10 protein-coding genes are annotated in these 16,262 nt (G+C 61.4%); 2 read left to right on the top strand and 8 right to left on the bottom strand.

Annotated features, from left to right (window positions below; genetic code table 11):
* Window positions 1-3: 3 nt before the first annotated feature.
* The 7 genes from tssM to PP263_RS13965 form a co-directional block, all read right to left on the bottom strand.
* Window positions 4-3,546, bottom strand: a complete 3,543-nt coding sequence (tssM, locus tag PP263_RS13935) for a type VI secretion system membrane subunit TssM (protein WP_308364169.1) — start codon at window positions 3,544-3,546, stop codon at window positions 4-6.
* Between the two features lie 53 nt (window positions 3,547-3,599).
* Window positions 3,600-4,475 (bottom strand): type IVB secretion system protein IcmH/DotU, encoded by an 876-nt coding sequence (gene icmH / locus PP263_RS13940; RefSeq protein ID WP_308364170.1) that lies wholly within the window; start codon window positions 4,473-4,475, stop codon window positions 3,600-3,602.
* Window positions 4,476-4,477: 2 nt separating this feature from the next.
* Window positions 4,478-5,815, bottom strand: a complete 1,338-nt coding sequence (gene tssK / locus PP263_RS13945; protein WP_308364171.1) for a type VI secretion system baseplate subunit TssK — start codon at window positions 5,813-5,815, stop codon at window positions 4,478-4,480.
* A 31-nt stretch (window positions 5,816-5,846) separates the two neighbouring features.
* Window positions 5,847-6,488, bottom strand: a complete 642-nt coding sequence (gene tssJ / locus PP263_RS13950; protein WP_308364173.1) for a type VI secretion system lipoprotein TssJ — start codon at window positions 6,486-6,488, stop codon at window positions 5,847-5,849.
* A 28-nt stretch (window positions 6,489-6,516) separates the two neighbouring features.
* A complete protein-coding gene (gene tagH / locus PP263_RS13955; protein ID WP_308364174.1) occupies window positions 6,517-8,229 on the bottom strand; it encodes a type VI secretion system-associated FHA domain protein TagH in 1,713 nt (570 codons plus the stop codon).
* A 166-nt stretch (window positions 8,230-8,395) separates the two neighbouring features.
* Entirely contained in the window at window positions 8,396-9,895 is a 1,500-nt protein-coding gene (locus PP263_RS13960) for a type VI secretion system contractile sheath domain-containing protein (protein WP_308364175.1), read from the bottom strand.
* 2 nt (window positions 9,896-9,897) lie between these two features.
* Complete coding sequence (locus PP263_RS13965) at window positions 9,898-10,680, bottom strand: transposase (RefSeq protein WP_308364176.1); 783 nt, start codon at window positions 10,678-10,680, stop codon at window positions 9,898-9,900.
* 214 nt (window positions 10,681-10,894) lie between these two features.
* Here PP263_RS13965 and PP263_RS13970 point away from each other — a divergent pair, with 214 nt between their 5' ends.
* A complete protein-coding gene (locus PP263_RS13970; RefSeq protein ID WP_308364178.1) occupies window positions 10,895-11,758 on the top strand; it encodes a Stp1/IreP family PP2C-type Ser/Thr phosphatase in 864 nt (287 codons plus the stop codon).
* A 25-nt stretch (window positions 11,759-11,783) separates the two neighbouring features.
* Window positions 11,784-14,906, top strand: a complete 3,123-nt coding sequence (locus tag PP263_RS13975) for a DUF6531 domain-containing protein (protein WP_308364179.1) — start codon at window positions 11,784-11,786, stop codon at window positions 14,904-14,906.
* Window positions 14,907-14,913: 7 nt separating this feature from the next.
* Here the strand turns inward: PP263_RS13975 and PP263_RS13980 are convergent, their stop codons facing one another.
* A complete protein-coding gene (locus tag PP263_RS13980) occupies window positions 14,914-16,113 on the bottom strand; it encodes a multidrug effflux MFS transporter (RefSeq protein ID WP_308364181.1) in 1,200 nt (399 codons plus the stop codon).
* Window positions 16,114-16,262: the final 149 nt, after the last annotated feature.

Consider the following 16,262-nt stretch of genomic DNA (forward strand, 5'->3'; position numbering starts at 1 on the left):
AAATCACAAGGTTTCCGGGCAGCGATAGCCCTGAAGTAGGCTGCGGTCGAACGGGTTTTCAACACCGGAGGCCGTCAATCGGAATTCGGCCTTGCGGCCCTGCTTCTCGAAGGTGACAAAATACTCGGTGCTGCTGCGCCCCGGCCGCAGGTCGGAGTCGGCGAGCAGGCGGTACCAGGCCCAATCCCCTTCAAAATGGCTGCGGTGCACGGTTTCGTTGAGATCCTCAAAAATAATACGCGCGCGGTTGCTCTCCCCGCCCCGCCAAGCCAGCTGCTTGGGAGTTCTCGGACCGTGCGAGTAGGGAACCCGCTGTCCACCCATTTCCAGGGCAAACAGCCGGACGCCGGAATCCAGCTTGGTGGGTTCGATGCGGAAGGAGTAGCCCGCCTGTTCGCCACTACTGAAGAAGGTCCTGCGGATGCGGTCGGCCCGGCGGAGCTGCGAGAGCGCTCCCTGGGACAGGCCCAGGCTCTGTCCCTCCAGGGATTTCACGCTCCAGTTCCGCGTGTCGACGAACGGCTTCAGGTACTCGGAGACGAACTTCTGTTCGGTGCCGCCGGGCTTGAAGTACTCATTGAATTCCATGATCGGCACTTCCTGGTCCCGGCCCGCCCGCAGCGGATAGCGGTTGGCCAGGCTGCGGCTGTAACTGCTGTACACCTGCTCGCGCCAGACCCGGTCGGCGTGCAGCTTGGCCTTGGCCATCACCAGGGCCCAGGTATTGTCGGCGATATCGGTCAGCCATTGGTCGAAAGGCGCCGGGGCGTTGGCGGCCTTTATACGGAGCTGCTTGATGGCCTCCCCGCCGCCACCCGCGAAGCGCTCTTTGGCGCTGGCAAAAGCGGCCTCGTTGGCATCCGGGGCACTGTCTATTTCCGTCAGGAATTCCTGCGCCTTGCTAATCGCGGAGAGATATTCCTGCACCCTGGCCGGCCGGCCTTTATCATTCTGGGTGATTCGCTGCAGCTCCTCGAAGCGGAGATCGACGATGGTCGGCTGGAAGCTCTCCTGCAGGGCTGCGGCGGCACCACCGGCCAGTGCGGAGCCCGCGCGACGCGCGTTGCTTGAGACCGGGAGCGCGACACCGGAGGCATCCGTCGGCAGCTCCGGCCTCGGGGTCAGCCGGGTGTTGTCCGCGGTAATTTCCGACACCGCCAGCAGCGGCGAATACACCGGGTCCGAGAACTTGGACAGTGTATCCAGCGCCTGGCTGGTGGTGCGGAAACCCTGTATCGAAAAGCTGCCGAGGAACCGCTGCCAGCGCTGGTGGTACTCGCTCAGATAAATCCGCTTTACCTCTTCACCGAGTTTCTCCCGGTCGGCCTCACTGAAATCCTCACCGCTGATATCGCCGCCATAGATCCACCGCTCCTCAGACAGTTTGGTCATAAGCGGGGAATCGGCGCCGAAGTCCTGTTCCTTGTAGCCGGCCTTGGTGTACAGGTAGGGGATGGAAAAGCGCGGATCAGTTGCCTGGAGGCCGAACAGCTGCTCTGTGTCTCCACCGATCTCCCCGTAGAGATCCACCGGCGTCACACCCATGTCGCTGTTCTTCAGCTGGGCATACAGGCGCTGGGGAACGGGAATGCGTCGAAGCTGCTGCCGCGCGCGGGCCACCACACGCTCGTTGGCCTGCAGATTCTCCGGCAGCGGTTGCGCGAAGAGCTGTTGCAAATGCACCGCCAGTTGCTCCTGCTGCTGCGCCTGGCCGGGCAGCTGGCGCTCCCAGCTCGCGGTGTAGTAATCCTGCAGGACCTGCCCATTCCGTTTGTCGGGATTGAAAAACATCAGGTAGGTTCTCAGCGTATCCGTCAGCGCGGAGTCCTCCGCACCCAGCCGGGCCAGGTCGCGCTCGATATCCCGCACCAGGGACGGCAGAAATACACCGAGCAACTGGTCCCGGTACAGGCGATCGGCGGCCCTGTCCACGCGATCGTCATAGAGACCCAGATTACTCAGCCAGGGATGATCCTCTTTTTCATAGACCGAGGCGGCGTGGCGCAGTGGTTCCAGCAGTTGCAGGCTCTCGACGGGGGTGGGCTGGCGGCCCGTGAATTCCCTGCTGTTCTCCCGATAACGGGCGATGTGATCGCTGACCTCATTCATGTAGATCTTGTTCTGGGCGATACTGCCGGTCCAAAGAAAAAGGGCTCCAATAAAAACTGCGGCCAGCGAGACATAGACGCCCCTGCGCAACCACAGTGTAGCGGTCTCTATCTTCCGGTTGACGCCCACCAGTTCCGCTTCGGGAAAGACCACATCCTTGAGCAGCCGGTGCAGGAAGTAGCTTTTCCCCACCCCCTGAAACTTGCGGCCCGCGTCGCGCTCAAGGCCGAAGTCCGCGCTTACCGATGCCATCATCCGGTCGATCGGGCTGCCCTCCTGGGTACCGCTGGTGAAATACACCCCCCTGACCATGGGTACTGTGTCGTACCGGTTGGCACTGAAAGTCTGTTTTACGAAATCGCTCAACACCTCCTGCAGGCTTTCCAGCCGGGCGGGGAAGCCCTGCAGCAATGCCCTCTTTTCGACATTCCGCTCGTTGTGAACGCGCCACAGGATTCTCTGGTTGAGCCGCTCGATCAACTGCTGGAACTCGGCGACAAAATTTTCCAGGGGCGCACCGGCGGCCGGGCTGCTCTCGGCGGGGAAACTGATACCCCAGACCTGCTCCCGCTCCGCCTGCGACAGGTTGTCAAAGAACTCACTGAAGCCCGCCACCAGGTCGCATTTGGTAAAGGTGAGGTAGATGGGAAAGCGTATCCCCAGCTGCTGCTGCAATTCATTGATCCGCTGGCGAAGGGTTTTGGCCTGATGCAGGCGCTGCTCGGCAGTTTGCACCATCAGGTCCTGGAGACTGATGGCCACCAGGGCACCATTGATCGGGCGGCGGCGGCGATAGCGTTTGAGAAGCCCCAAAAATGCCTGCCAAGCACTGTTGTCGTGTACGCGGTGGCTGTCCTGGGTGGTATATCGCCCTGCGGTGTCGATCAGCACCGCATCGTTGGTAAACCACCAGTCGCAGTTGCGAGTGCCGCCGACACCGCCGAGCGCTTCCCTGCCGTGGCTGCTGGCCAGGGGGAACTCAAGACCGGAATTGATCAGCGCCGTTGTCTTGCCGGAACCGGGGGGGCCGATAATGATGTACCAGGGCAGCTGGTACAGGGAGACGTTGCCCTTGTGCGACTTGAACCTGGCCTTGCGCAGGACTTCCATGGCCTCCCGGAAACGCTGTGACAGCGCGCCGAGCTCCTCCTGGCTGCGCTCCTCATCCGGATCGACCTCGCTCTCCTGGGATTCTTCAATGCTGCTGATCAGCGCCTGATTCTGCCGCCTTTCGACCAGCCACTGGCTGATATTCCAAACCAGCCAGATCGCAAAGAGGAAAACGATTATGGTGATGCGCACACCGGTCGACAGGGTCGCGTTGTCCTCGCCGAACTTGATGTAATCCGCCCCAAACCAGATCAACAGCGACAGCGCCGCCAGGCCGATAAAACCGACCACCCATTTATTGGTAAAAAAATCGCGCAGGCGTCTCATGAATAGCTCCATCCCCCAGGGCCGAACGGCGCTGGAACACTATTAATCCGTTGTCAGCGGGCTGCTTCGGTACTCTCTTTGCTGTCGACTTTGCTGTCGACGACCAGCCCAGTTATGTTTTCAGCCACAGGGGTCGCACTTTCGTACAACCACCAGCGGTAGCCGCTGTAGGTCAATACCAGGGCGCCCAGCACGACACTGGCGATCACCCAGAGGGGTATGTATTGGATCAGGCGGTTTTTCCGTTCGACACATCCCTGCCAGTGGGGGGACAAATCCCTTTCCATCGATGGGCGATGGCTCTCTATGGTGTGATACAGATTGTCGCGAATCTGTTCCAGCTGCTCGTGGCCGCGCTGGGCCAGGCGGTATTTCCCCTGAAACCCGAGACTCAGGCAGAGGTAAAACAGTTCCAGGACCTCCAGGTGGGAACCCGGGGTCTCCAGCATCCGCTGCAGGATAACGAAGCACTTCTCACCGCCAAAAGTCTCCTTGTGGAACAGGCTCAACAGGGAGTGCTGGCTCCATCCGCTCGCCGTTCCCCAGGGGGTTGTAAGAACTACCTCGTCGACCACGGTGCAGAGCAGGTAGCGCGCCGTGAGCACGATGTCCGGGGAAATGGAAAGCTGTTTGGCCTCGCGCTCAAAACTCTGAATCTCCCTGGTGAGCCGCTTGTGCAGGTCCGGCACATTGTCGTGACTCATTGTCGTGCGCAGTTTGATGATCACCCCCAGCAGCTTCGACGCGGCAGACACCAGCGGGTTGAGGCTGTTTCTTACCCGGATTGCCTGTTGTACATCCGCGCCGGAAAAAGCCGGGGTCTGGGGGCCGGGTCTTCCACCGGAAGCTGCGGCTCCCGGAGTGGGCACCACAACAGTGCGGTCCCCCGTATTGGGAGCGCGTGGCGGTGTAAAATCATCATTGTTCATGATCAATTATTCCTTATTGCCCAGAGCTCCATGGCCAGGCCGGGGAATTCCGCCCCGAGGTGAACCGCAAACCCCCCGGACCTCTGCATTGCCTGCCACAGCTCTCCCGTGCGCTCCAGCTCAAAGTAGGTAAAACCAGCGTGATAGGGGATCTGGCGGGGCGCCACCGGCAGCGGGCGCAATGCGAGCCCCGGCAGCTGCGCGGAAATCAGCTCGCGAATAGCCTCCACCGGGGCGACCTTGGCCTGGCCCGGAAAACGGCTGCGCAGCAAGTCGCCGGGCATATCGGCTTTCGCGGCCACGATAAAGCTGGCGGTTTTGACAAGCGACGGGTCGGTGACCGGTGCGACAAAAATTCCGAACTTTCTCTGCACCAGCTCCATCGCAATGGCGGTCTGCTCCAGTACCGTCGACAGCGACTGGCGCAGTGCGGAGAACAACCCGGCGTAGCTCTGCTGCAGGTTTTCGTGTGAATAACCGGGAATTGCCGGCGGCCGCTTGTTGGGCGAGGTAAATGTGGACAACTCCCCGGCCAGTTGAAGCAGCTCCAGAAAAAAGCTGTGGGGATGCAGGCGCGGCTGTGCGGTCAGCTGGCCCAACAGCGGCTCAAAACGGTTGATCACCTGCAGAAGCAGGTAATCGGCTATCTCGGCCGAACCGCTCCTGCCGCTGTCGCTCAGGCGGTGTCCCAGCGCCGAACCGCGGTGATCCAACAGTCCTCTGATTTCCTCTATATAGGCCTTGATGACCGAGGAAGCCTCGGAATTCAGCAACGGCGGTATATAGTCGGAGTCCAGCTCCACCGGTTTTTCCGGCTGCCGCTCGCGGATTCTGGCAATGCCGATTGCCGCATAGCCGCTGAGGTCATCGCTGCCCAACTTCAAACAGGCGCGCAGCTTGCCCACCTGGATGCGCGCCGATTCGCCGGATGCCGAGGCGCTGTTGCGGACATCAAAGTTACTTGTCTGATAACGCGCCTGGGGAAAATCCTCCTGATCGCGCACCGACTCCTGGCTTCCGGGTCTTTTCATCGGCACGCAGAGATAGACGACTTCGTCCCTGGTATGTACCGGAACTTCGAGAACCTCCGGCAGATATTCGTTCTCCGGAGCGAGCATCGGTGTACCGTCGGGAAAAATGGCGTTGACCCGGGATACCGATATCTTCCCCATGGCCAGCGGCTCACTGTCGATGGCCAGTTCAACGATGCCCCACGTGTAGGGCCCCAGGGCGGCCGTCCGCGCCTGCAGCAATTGTTCCAGGTAGCGGTCCTGCTGCTGGAAATGCTGAGGGCGCAAAAACATGCCCTCCCCCCAAATAACCTTATTATTCGCCGACATGTTTCTTCCTTAACGGAGCTGTAAGCCCTGGTTAGCGGCTCAGACCTTCGATTGCTTTCTTGTCCTTCTCCACTTGCTGGAGTCGCTCGCGCATGCGCTCGTACTCGGCGCTGGAGATGGTCACCGTATCGTCCTTTTCCGGGGAAGAGCTTCCACTCTTAGGCTTCCTGTCGGACAGCCGGCTCCGCCGCGACAACGACGCCGGGGAACCTATCCATTTATCCGCGAGCGTTACCTGATATTCATTTGCCTTGTGATCAGTTATCGGCAACAGCATCAGCGCATCCGCATCCTGGTACTGCACGAACTCCGCCAGCAGGCCGATATATTTGACTTCCGGGGTCAAATTCAGTTTTTCCAGGCGCTGCTCACCGGGGGCAAACTCCTTGAGAATGACCGTATCGAGCAGGTCCTTGCCCAGCCTGGACTCCGCGTTCTCGTAGAGGTTGAGGAAGTCCTCCCGGGAAAACTGGCGGTCGTCGGCGAGCATGAAGACACGAACCACAACCGGCGACGCGCGGCCGTCGTTATCGGGATTCACATCATTTCTGGCATCCACGACCAGCTCCACGCTGGTATCAAAATTCAATGTGCGGCGAGTGGTTTGGCAGGCGGCAGCGGACAGGACAAGGAGCCCGATCAGCAGCAACCTGAAAACTTTACTAGCAGACATGACAATATCCTTGGACTTGTTATTTGTATTAATCTTTCAGATGTCGCTGATTTTTCAGCTCCGACAATCTGTACTCGTAAGTGGTGGCAAATTCGTCGCCGAAAAGGCGTCGGTAACAGGCTTCCGGGTCCCTTGCCAGCTCTCCGTACAACTCCTTGAAACCTTCCCAGTTCTTGGCATTTTTACTGCCAAAGACGCCACCCCGGTTGCTCACACGGCGCTCGATGTTGTCCGGGCTGAAAAATTTCAGCATTGCCTCATAGCCCGCACGCATGCCGTCCAGCACCGCCATCTGGTGATCGGAAAGATCATCGAATCCGTCCGCGACCGCCTGCTGGGGCGACATGAAGGCTCCGTTTCCGGAAAACATGACACCGAGTGCATCGGCGGCCGTGGCGCTGAATTTCAGCGGGTTGTTCGCCTCCGTCTGGATCATGGTGCGCTGCACCCGCAGCTCGTTTTTGATACTGCTCCTGGCGCGCAACAGGTCGATCAGCCGGGCTATGGTTTCCTGCACAATCGCGGACACCTGCTGATCCAACTGCTGCCTGTGCTCGGGGGGAAGGTTCAGGCCCAGCGCGGCCATCAGCGCACCGGTATCCACGCTTGCCGCCGGCGGCGGGGGAGGTGGTGGTGGCTCCGGCGCCGCGGCCGGACTCACACCCGCGGGACTGGGCTGAAGCCCCGCATTGTGCGGTGGGATTTGCTGGGGCGGAGGTTGCTGCAATGGGTTCTGCTGCAGGGGGCTCTGCTGCTGTGGAGTTTGCTGCGGCGGGGTTTGCTGCAGAGGGGAAAACTGTTGCGAGGCGTGGGAAAAGCCCTCAACGGGTTGTCCGCCGACGTTAAAACCGGGTGCTCCATCCACCTGTTGCCCCTGCATGACGGCGAAGGATTCCGCAAAGGGGTTGTCGACCTCCGCCGGTTGCGGGGCCGGGGGTTGTGGCTGTGGTTGCGGCGGTATCTGCTGCGGCGGTTGCACCTGTTGCTGCGGCTGTGGCGCCTGTACCGGCTCCACCACCGGGGGCTGCTGTGCGGTAAAGCTCATCGCATGCTGGTCCGCCGGTGCGTGATCCTGGCTACTGCCGTCTTTCCACCAGTCGTCGTCCTCCCATTGGCCGCCCGACGCCCTGTTCGACCCACTGTCGAAACCGGCCAGGGGGTCCCAGCTTTCACCGGAACCTGAACTTCCGGATGAGCCGAATACCGCCAGTGGATCCACCGGTTCGGCATTCGGGGAAACCAAGCTGTCGGAAGAGGGGCTGCCCGCACTGGTGCCGACGTATCCCCACTCCCCGGAATGGGACGCTCCTGAGTTCGCGCCCGGTTCCAGCCAGCTGTCCAGTTGTTGCGCCTCCGCCTGGCTCTGCATTTTGGCGGCGGCTGCGGCACTGAAGGTGGTGCGGTCGCCGCTGTCGAGGAAGTCCGCCCCGCCGAGCCCCTTCGGCAGGTCCGATTCGGCCTGTGGCCGGCGGAGGGCCACCTTCAACTGGTAATCCCCGATGCCGATAACGTCGCCTTCGCTCAGCGGAACACGGTTGCCCTTGCCGATGGGGTTCTCCCCCTGGTTGAGGTAGGTTCCGTTGGTGCTGTTGTCCACCAGATAGTACTGGTTGTCGCCGAAAGCGATCATCGCGTGCTTGGAAGACACCACCCGCTCCGGATCGGGCAACACCCAGTCATTGCCGTCTGCGCGGCCGAGATTGCCGCCGGCGGGAGTAAAAAGTTTGGTGTGCTTAAGCATGTTGGCACCCTTTGGGTCCGCCAACACGGAGAGGATCAGATCCATTTCACTCTGGCTCGCGCTGTATTGTTATTTCGCAATTGCGACAGGGCATACTGCCGGCACTGCCGCCATGGTGCCATTCTTTTTACTTCAATATCCGCATATTTCCACCGGCGGATACAGATCAGCTCCAGGGCCCTTTGAGGCCGCCGCCGGCAAGCGACTGCAGCCGGGGCAGCAGAATCTGGTCGCGCCCCTGCACCGAACGCAATGTGCTGATGCCCGCACTTTCAAACCGCGCCGCCGCCCTGTCGGTGAGCAGGGCTTCAGCACAGGGTGTCATCCACCGCCCCTGGGGCAGGTCGCGCAAATGCAGAGGCAGGTCCTCATAGCTCGCCGACAAAACCGGTGCCGGCCGCCCCGCCTCGGAAAACTGTTGGCATATGGAAAGCGCCAGCAGGTAGGCGCTGTTGCCCCAGAGGTAATAATTGTGGCCGTGTTCCGGTGTCAATTCCTCGTATTCAAAGCAGTCCGTCGTCGCCGAGTCAGCGCCGTAGGGCAGGCGGAGCATAAAACGCGGGCCCGCCAGCGCCACGTACTCGCTACCGGAATACTCTCTCACCGCCAACCAGCTCTCGGCGAACTCCCCGGACAGGGGATAATGCCAGTCGTCCGGGTCCAGGGAACCCGCCAGGCTGGGGCAGCCCGCCAGACGGGGGTCCGCCCCGAGAAGCAGGGCGCTTCCCGCCGCTTCGGCAATAGTGGAGAGATCGATGAGCCAATGGAGGTCCCGCTCTTCGTCGGTGACAAAGAAATCCCCGACGATCACATTGTACGGCCGGCTGCCCGAAATGGTTTCCCGCTCCACCAGGCATTTGAACACCTGGGATTTTTCGAGATCGCTCTCGGCCTGGGCGAGATCCGCCATCAGCTCTTCTTTGCTGATATCTATCAGGTACAGGTGCAAATTCGGGTGATCCTGCACTCGGCGCAACAACAGGTGCAGGCTCCGCCAACTGGCCTCCAACTGGCGGAAATCACTGTGGTGCATGAGTTTGCGCATGGCCTCGGAGGCCGCCTCTTTTACCGCCTGCAGGTAGGTGCCCTGGCGCTGGTCCGGCGTTTTCTGCACATAGGGGGCGACTATATCCCGGATCAACCGGTCGATCCGGCCCTGATCGCTATTCCGGTAGCTGTCCCGATAGCTGTCGGAGCCGAGGATTGCGTCCAGCATGGACGCCCCACCGAGAGATGCATTCGCCAGGGCGTCATTGACGCCGCGCAGTTCCGGCTTCCACTGCTGGATTTCCTCCGCAGCCCTGGAGAATTCCGCTGGATTCAGCAGGCGCTTTTCCAGTTCGATAAATTGCCTGAAGAGCGGCACCCGACTGTACAGGTAGTCGGGGTGCAGGTCGTCGTACTCCAGCAGGGACAGAGGCTCATCCATCACCGGCAATTGCATACGCACGCCGAGCCGCTCGAACAGGGACTCGAAACTGTCCTTGCCCAGACGGTGGGCCGGGCGCTGTGACAGGGTTTCCGGCTCGCACAGGCGCCGGCTGGAGCGCCCACTGAAGTCGCCCAGAATAGCTACCTTCAGCACTTCGCCGGACGTCGGCTGAAGAGCCGCGCCCTGTTCGCTGTGAAAAATGGAGGCGCCGGAATTCATGGTGATTTGATTCAAAATTAAGTTTCCATTGGTGTGGCTTCGAGGTTTTCCGGCTGCCTGGCCACGCTCTGCGCGACACGGACAACCTCTGGAGCCTTGTCGGCCGCAGTTTTTTTCGACTTGCGCGGCCGTCCGCGCTTCAGGGGCCTGACCCGCTGGTTGGCGATCTGCTCAATTTTGTCCTTGAACGAATCGCCGCCCAAAACGTGCCCCACCTTGATCGTTTCCGCGATGTAGTCCAACAGGCGGCGGTCAAAGCTGTAGCGGAACAGCGAGCGGTACTCCTGCGCGCGCTCCCGCGGAGTCTCCCCCAGGGCCATGTACAGCCGGTGGTCGGTAATCACGGCGTTTTCCACGTTGTCGGCGTGGTGATTGAAGCTGGACCAGGGATAGTCCCCCAGGGAGTCGGCCAGCCCCAGGTACAGGGGCCGGAGTTCCACATAGCGATAACAGGTAAGCAGGTAGGCATCGGAATCGATCAGGCTGGACTTGTAGCGGCCCCGCCACAAGGTGCCCGAGCGCTTATAGCGGTGATTGATGTACTGGACATAGCGCCGGCCCAGGGACTGCATCATCGAAGAGACGCCGTTGGGCACCCTCGGTGTGGCGATGATCTGCACCATATTGGGCAGGAGCACATAGGCATGGACATCCACACGATACTGATCTGCCGCATTGCGCAAGCTGATGAGGTAGAACTGGTAATCTTCTTCATCGAAGAAGCAGGGCAAGTTGTTATGGCCTACCTGGACGATGTGCTGGGGAATGTCTATCAGATTGAGTCGTGGTAGACGGGGCATTGGGTAGGTGAGTCCTTTTCTTGTACAGGCGTACCGCCTGGTTTCACCATGAAATCTGGCCCATTATCGCAAAACAAGGAAAAAAATTTCAAACTCCCTGTCACACCAAGTTAGAATCGTCCGCCTGTGACGGTGGGGTTACAGCCGAAGCCGGCCAAACCTGTCGAGAGCGATACAACCAAGATCGATACAACCAAAGGGAGTCCCGGCGGACATGGAGCCCATCAGGCTGGCAGTCAATGGGCGGACAGACGTAGGTCGAGTCCGTGAAGCCAACGAAGACAGTATTCGGTGCCACACCGATCCCAATCATCCCTTCGCCTATGTCATTGTCGCCGACGGCATGGGCGGCTACAGCGGTGGCGCGACAGCGAGCAAAATTGCCGCAGACACCCTCCAACACCACCTGAACAGCCAGCTCGACAGCGCCTTCTTCTCCTGCACGCCCGAGCAGCAGCAGGCCGCTCTCCACACGTCCCTGGTGAATGCGATCCACGCCGCCAACCGGGAAATCCTCAACGCCAAGAGCGCCCATCCCCATTTATCCCAGATGGGGACCACCCTTGTGCTGGCAGTGATCTGGCACGACTTTCTGATCGTCGCCCACCTGGGCGACTCCCGCGCCTACCTGTGGAACCACTACGGCCTGCAGCGCCTCACCCGGGACCACAGCGTCGTGCAGGAAATGATCGACAGCGGCCAGCTGACTCCCGAACAGGCACAGGAGTCGAATATCCGCAATCACATTACCCGTGCGCTCGGGGTCTCGGATCACGTTGAGCCCATCATCAACAGCTGGAAACTCACCGAAAATGCCCTGCTGCTGCTATGCAGCGACGGCCTCACCGAATACCTCGACGACCGCGCCATAGAAGAGGTACTGGCAAGCCACCGGCCGGCCCTCGACTGCGTGTATCGATTTGTCGACGACGCCAATCGGCTCGGGGGCAGGGACAACATCAGCGCCGGCGTCCTGGAGTTCAACAACCGGCCGGAAACTCAGACCGAAAGCGCTCCCGACACCATCACGTTGCGACCGAAGAAAGAAGACATTACCGTACGCAGAGAACAGCGCTGAGCCAGCCTCTGCAAAGGGAATCGCTATGACACCGGAAAGTCTGGTCAATCACATCCCGCAGTTGCTCAAATCCCTGCGCGCTCCCGATATCGATATCGAACCCGGAAATCCCGCCGCCTTTTGCCGCTGGCTAAACCAGAACCTCCCCGGCGATTCCGCAACAAAAAATACAGGGCATCCGCTGGGGCCAGCGTGGCCGCGGCCGCCGGAAATTGAAACCAACTCTTACAGCCTGGCCCGCGCACCACACCGGCACCGCCTCGCCGGACTCGATGGCGGCCCGATACAAATGTCCAGCGAACCCGGGGGCAATCCGAACGGCCAGCGCTTGCCTGCCCTGGAGCACTGCCAGCAGGTCTCCAGCCACGTGATCGCCTGCAACGGCGAGGTGGCATTCAGTCGAACCGATGCTGTTATCCCCGGCCCGCTGCCATTTCACTGGCAGCGTTTCTACCGGCACAGTAACACGGATGACTGCGGGTTGGGTGCGGGCTGGCGGCACAGCCTCAGCGAACAGCTGCATATTCTTGAGGGAAAAGCGGAGCTGCACACCGCGGACGGCCGCATCGTCCCCTTTCCCCTGCCCCCCATCGGGCACAGCAGTTACAACCGTTTTGAACGCCTGCTGCTCCACCGCCAGAGTCTGCACAGCTACCGGATCACCGGGTTTGCTCCGGCGCAGCGAATTTTCCGCGCCGACGGCGTCAGCAATGCGCTCCCTTTGGTTGAGATACGCGACGACTTCGGCAACTCGCTCACGGTGGACTACCAGCAGGGCCTGCCCGCAAAGATCGTAAGCTCCTGGGGGCGCGTGGTGGAATTCCGCTGCCGGGAACAGCGTATCGAGCAGCTGGTCAACAGCCACGCCCCTGGCGACCGGCAAATCCTGAGCGAATACCGCTACGACGAAGGGGAAATATTAATCGAAGCCGCCACCGGGCCGGAGCGCGAGCGCTACCAGTATCGGGACGAATTGCTCACAGCCATCGACGGCGGCACCGCGGGAAGTCTGCAATTTCACTACGACAGGCAGCAGCGCTGCCATAAACTGCATTCCGGCCGGCTCGTGCAAACCCTGAGCTGGCGTCAGGCCCAACGGCGTTGCACCCTGCACACCGGCGACCGGCACCCGGTGCATTGGAAATTCAACGGCTCGGGACAACTGATCAGCGAACGGCAGGGGGATCGCGGAAAAAGCTTTCTCTACGACCTGTACGGAAACCTGTGCCAGATCACCGCTGCCGACGGCGAACGCAGCATCTATCGCCGCGATGAACTGGGCCATCTGGTCCGCCGCACCCGGGGCGACATCACCGATCGCTATCTCTACGACCAGCGCGGACTGCTCGCCGCCGCGCAGGAGCACTGCGACCAGGTCTGGCAGTACCGGCACAACGACCAGGGCCTGCCGCAGCAAATTACCGACCCGGCGAAACAGCAGTGGCAGTTCCACTACAGCGACCGGGGGCAGCTGCTCCAGCTCGTCGACCCGGAAGGCGGGCGGGTGGAACTCGGCTGGGACAGCCAGGGGCAGCTCCTGTCGATACAGCGCAACGGCCGCGAGTGGAAGTTCGAGTACAACCACTGGCAGCAGCTGACGGCCCTGATCGTCGACAACGAAACCCGGCGCGAGTGGCACTACGGCCCCTCGGGCGAACTCAGGGAGACCTGCATCGGCGAGCACCGCTACACGCTGGATTACGACGAGCGCGGACGCCCCTGCACAATCCACGCCGGCGCCCGGGAGAGCCTGCACTGGGATTACGACGAATCCGGCAACTGCCGGAACCTGCATTTCGCCGACGGCCGGGAATGGCAGATGCGTTACAACGACTTCGGGCAGCTCGCCGGACTGCGGGGCGATGCCGTTGAAATTGCCTGGCAGTACGACCCTTTCGGCCTGGTATCCTCCTGTACCGACTCGGGTGATCGCCAGTGGCAGTGGTTTTACGATGCCAACGGCGAAGTGCGGGAGTTCCGCGACAACGACATCCGCTGGTATTTCCACCGCTCAAAAACCGGCGAACAACAGAAAATCCGCAACAACAACGGCCAGCAGTGCGAGTTTCACTACGACCGCCAACAGCGGCTGGTACAGGCCGCCAACGCATTCAGTTCCGTCCGTTTTCAGTACGACCAGCGCAACCTGCTGGTGGCCGAACACCACGACAGCCGGGAGAGCGGCAGCGTCAGCCTCAGGCACAAATACGATAGCCGCGGCTGGCTGAAAAGTTCGAGCTCCGACAGCCTCGACCTGGCCTATACCTTCGCCCCCGGCGGCGGGCTTTACGGTATCGACGCCAACGGCGAGGCCGCCCTGCGCAGCGAGGATCAGGATCAGGGCATCAACCGGATTCAGGGCGAAACACACAGCCGACACAATTACCGGAACGGACAGCTGGCCGCCGTAGAAGCCGGCGAGGGGCGCTGGGAGTTCGCCTCCCCGCCCCCGCTGAGCCTGTCGGCTCCGGAGCCAGAGCGATCACATCCCGAGGGAATTGAGCGCGACCTGCGCGGCAATATCACAGTGGAGCGGAGACCGGGAGAGCGGCAGCGGGAATATCGCTACCAGTACGACGGCTGGGGCCTGCTGAGCAGCGCCGAGTGCGGCGATTTCAAAACCTATTTCCGCTACGACCCCTTCGGGCGGCGGCTGAGCAAACTCAGTACCCATCGCAAATCCACCCGCCAGCGTCGGGTCGGTAGCTGTTGGTACAGCCTGGGCATATGGAGCGAGACCCACACTCTCAACGGGAAATCACAGCCCACCACCCACTATCTCCACCACCCAGTGGAAAAAAACCTGCTGTGCCGCTGGCGGCAGGAAGATATGGCGCATTACCTGGTGGACCCGGAGGGAGCCCCCCTGGCCCTCTTCGACCATCGGGGGGAACAGCTGTGGCACGCCGACAGGAAGGCCGGGGACAATCAGGAGCCAATCACTGGCCGGAGCGATTGCGGGCCCTGGCGTGGAAGGGGCCTGCTCGCGGACAGCGAAACCGGCCTCTACTACAGCTGGCGGGGATATTGGCACCCGCAGCTGAAAATCTGGCTGAACGCGTGCGCTCCCGCCCTCCCCCCGGGAAACCGTCGCCGCGAGGTGCGGCGGGAGACGGAGATAGCCAAACCGCTACTCCAGCCCGCCTGATCGCGCCCTAGGCCTGCGCCGCCGCCCGCGCCGCGCCGCGCAGGGTCAGCACCGACAGCGCCAGCGCGATCAGCGCGCAGGTGGCGATGGTGGCCAGCAGCGGTAGCGGACTGCCGTCGAACACCCGGCTGACGATCGCGATCGCCAGGGCGCCGAGCACCATCTGCAGTGTACCGCCGAGCGCGGCCGCGGTGCCGGCGATGGGGCCATGGTCGTCGAGGGACAGCACCATCGAAGTGGGAATCACCAGGCCGAGGAAGGAATTGGTCACCAACAGCATGCCCACCAGCAGCGGGAAACTGTCGAAGCCGGCGGCGAAGAGCACACAGAGCAGGGAGGCACCGGTGGCAAAACCGCCAACCGCCCATTTGACCACCGCGACGGAACCGAAGCGCTCGCCCAGGTTGGCGGCAAACTGGCTGGAGGTGAAAAAACCCAGGGCGTTCAGCGCGAAGGCGAGGCTGAACTGGGTCGGTGTGAGGCCATAGTGTCCGGTATAGAGAAAGGACGCGGTGGCGAGGAAGGCGAAAAAGCTCGCCATGCCCATGCCACCGATCAGCGTGAGCCCCATATAGCCAGGGTCGCGAAACAGCGTGGCGAAGGCGCGCATCATCGCACCGAACTGGAAGGGCACCCGGTCGGTGGGCTTAAGCGTCTCCGGCAGCACCGTGGCAGTCAACACCAGGCTCACGGCAGTGGCGACCGCCACCGCGATAAACACCGCCGGCCAACCGAACGGCGCCATCAGCGCACTGCCCACCAGCGGCGCCAGCATCGGCGATATGGAAATCACCAGCATCACCGTGGTCATCAGTCGCGTGGCCTCGGTGCCGGTGTAGCGGTCGCGGATAATCGCCCGGGGGATGGACATCACCGAGGCGGCGCCGACGCCCTGCGCGAAGCGCAGCGCGATCAGCCACTCGATACTGGGCGCAAAGGCGCAGGCCACCGAGGTGATACCGAACAGCGCCAGCCCGAAATACAGCGGTGGTTTACGCCCGAACATGTCCGAGGCCGGACCGTAAAACAGCTGGCAGACACCGAAGGCGATGAAGAAGGACATCAGTGTCAGCTGGGAAGCGGCGACCGGCACACCGAAATCCTCAGCCATCGCCGGCATGGCCGGCAAATACATATCGATGGCGAAGGGGCCGACACAACTCAAAAGCCCGAGGATAAGGGCCATCTTGATAAATTCGGGTTTCATACTGACTACTTGCTTCCATTACAACTCAAGTTTCGGAGTTTGAGGCACCTGTCGATGGCAGAAGCCGGAACTGAACTCCGAACTTGAGTTACAAAAATGCCCGGCAAGGCCGGGACAAAAATTGATTCTAACAGGGGCGCGGCCGCTAA

The organism is Microbulbifer sp. TB1203 (genome assembly GCF_030997045.1).
Lineage (GTDB): Bacteria > Pseudomonadota > Gammaproteobacteria > Pseudomonadales > Cellvibrionaceae > Microbulbifer.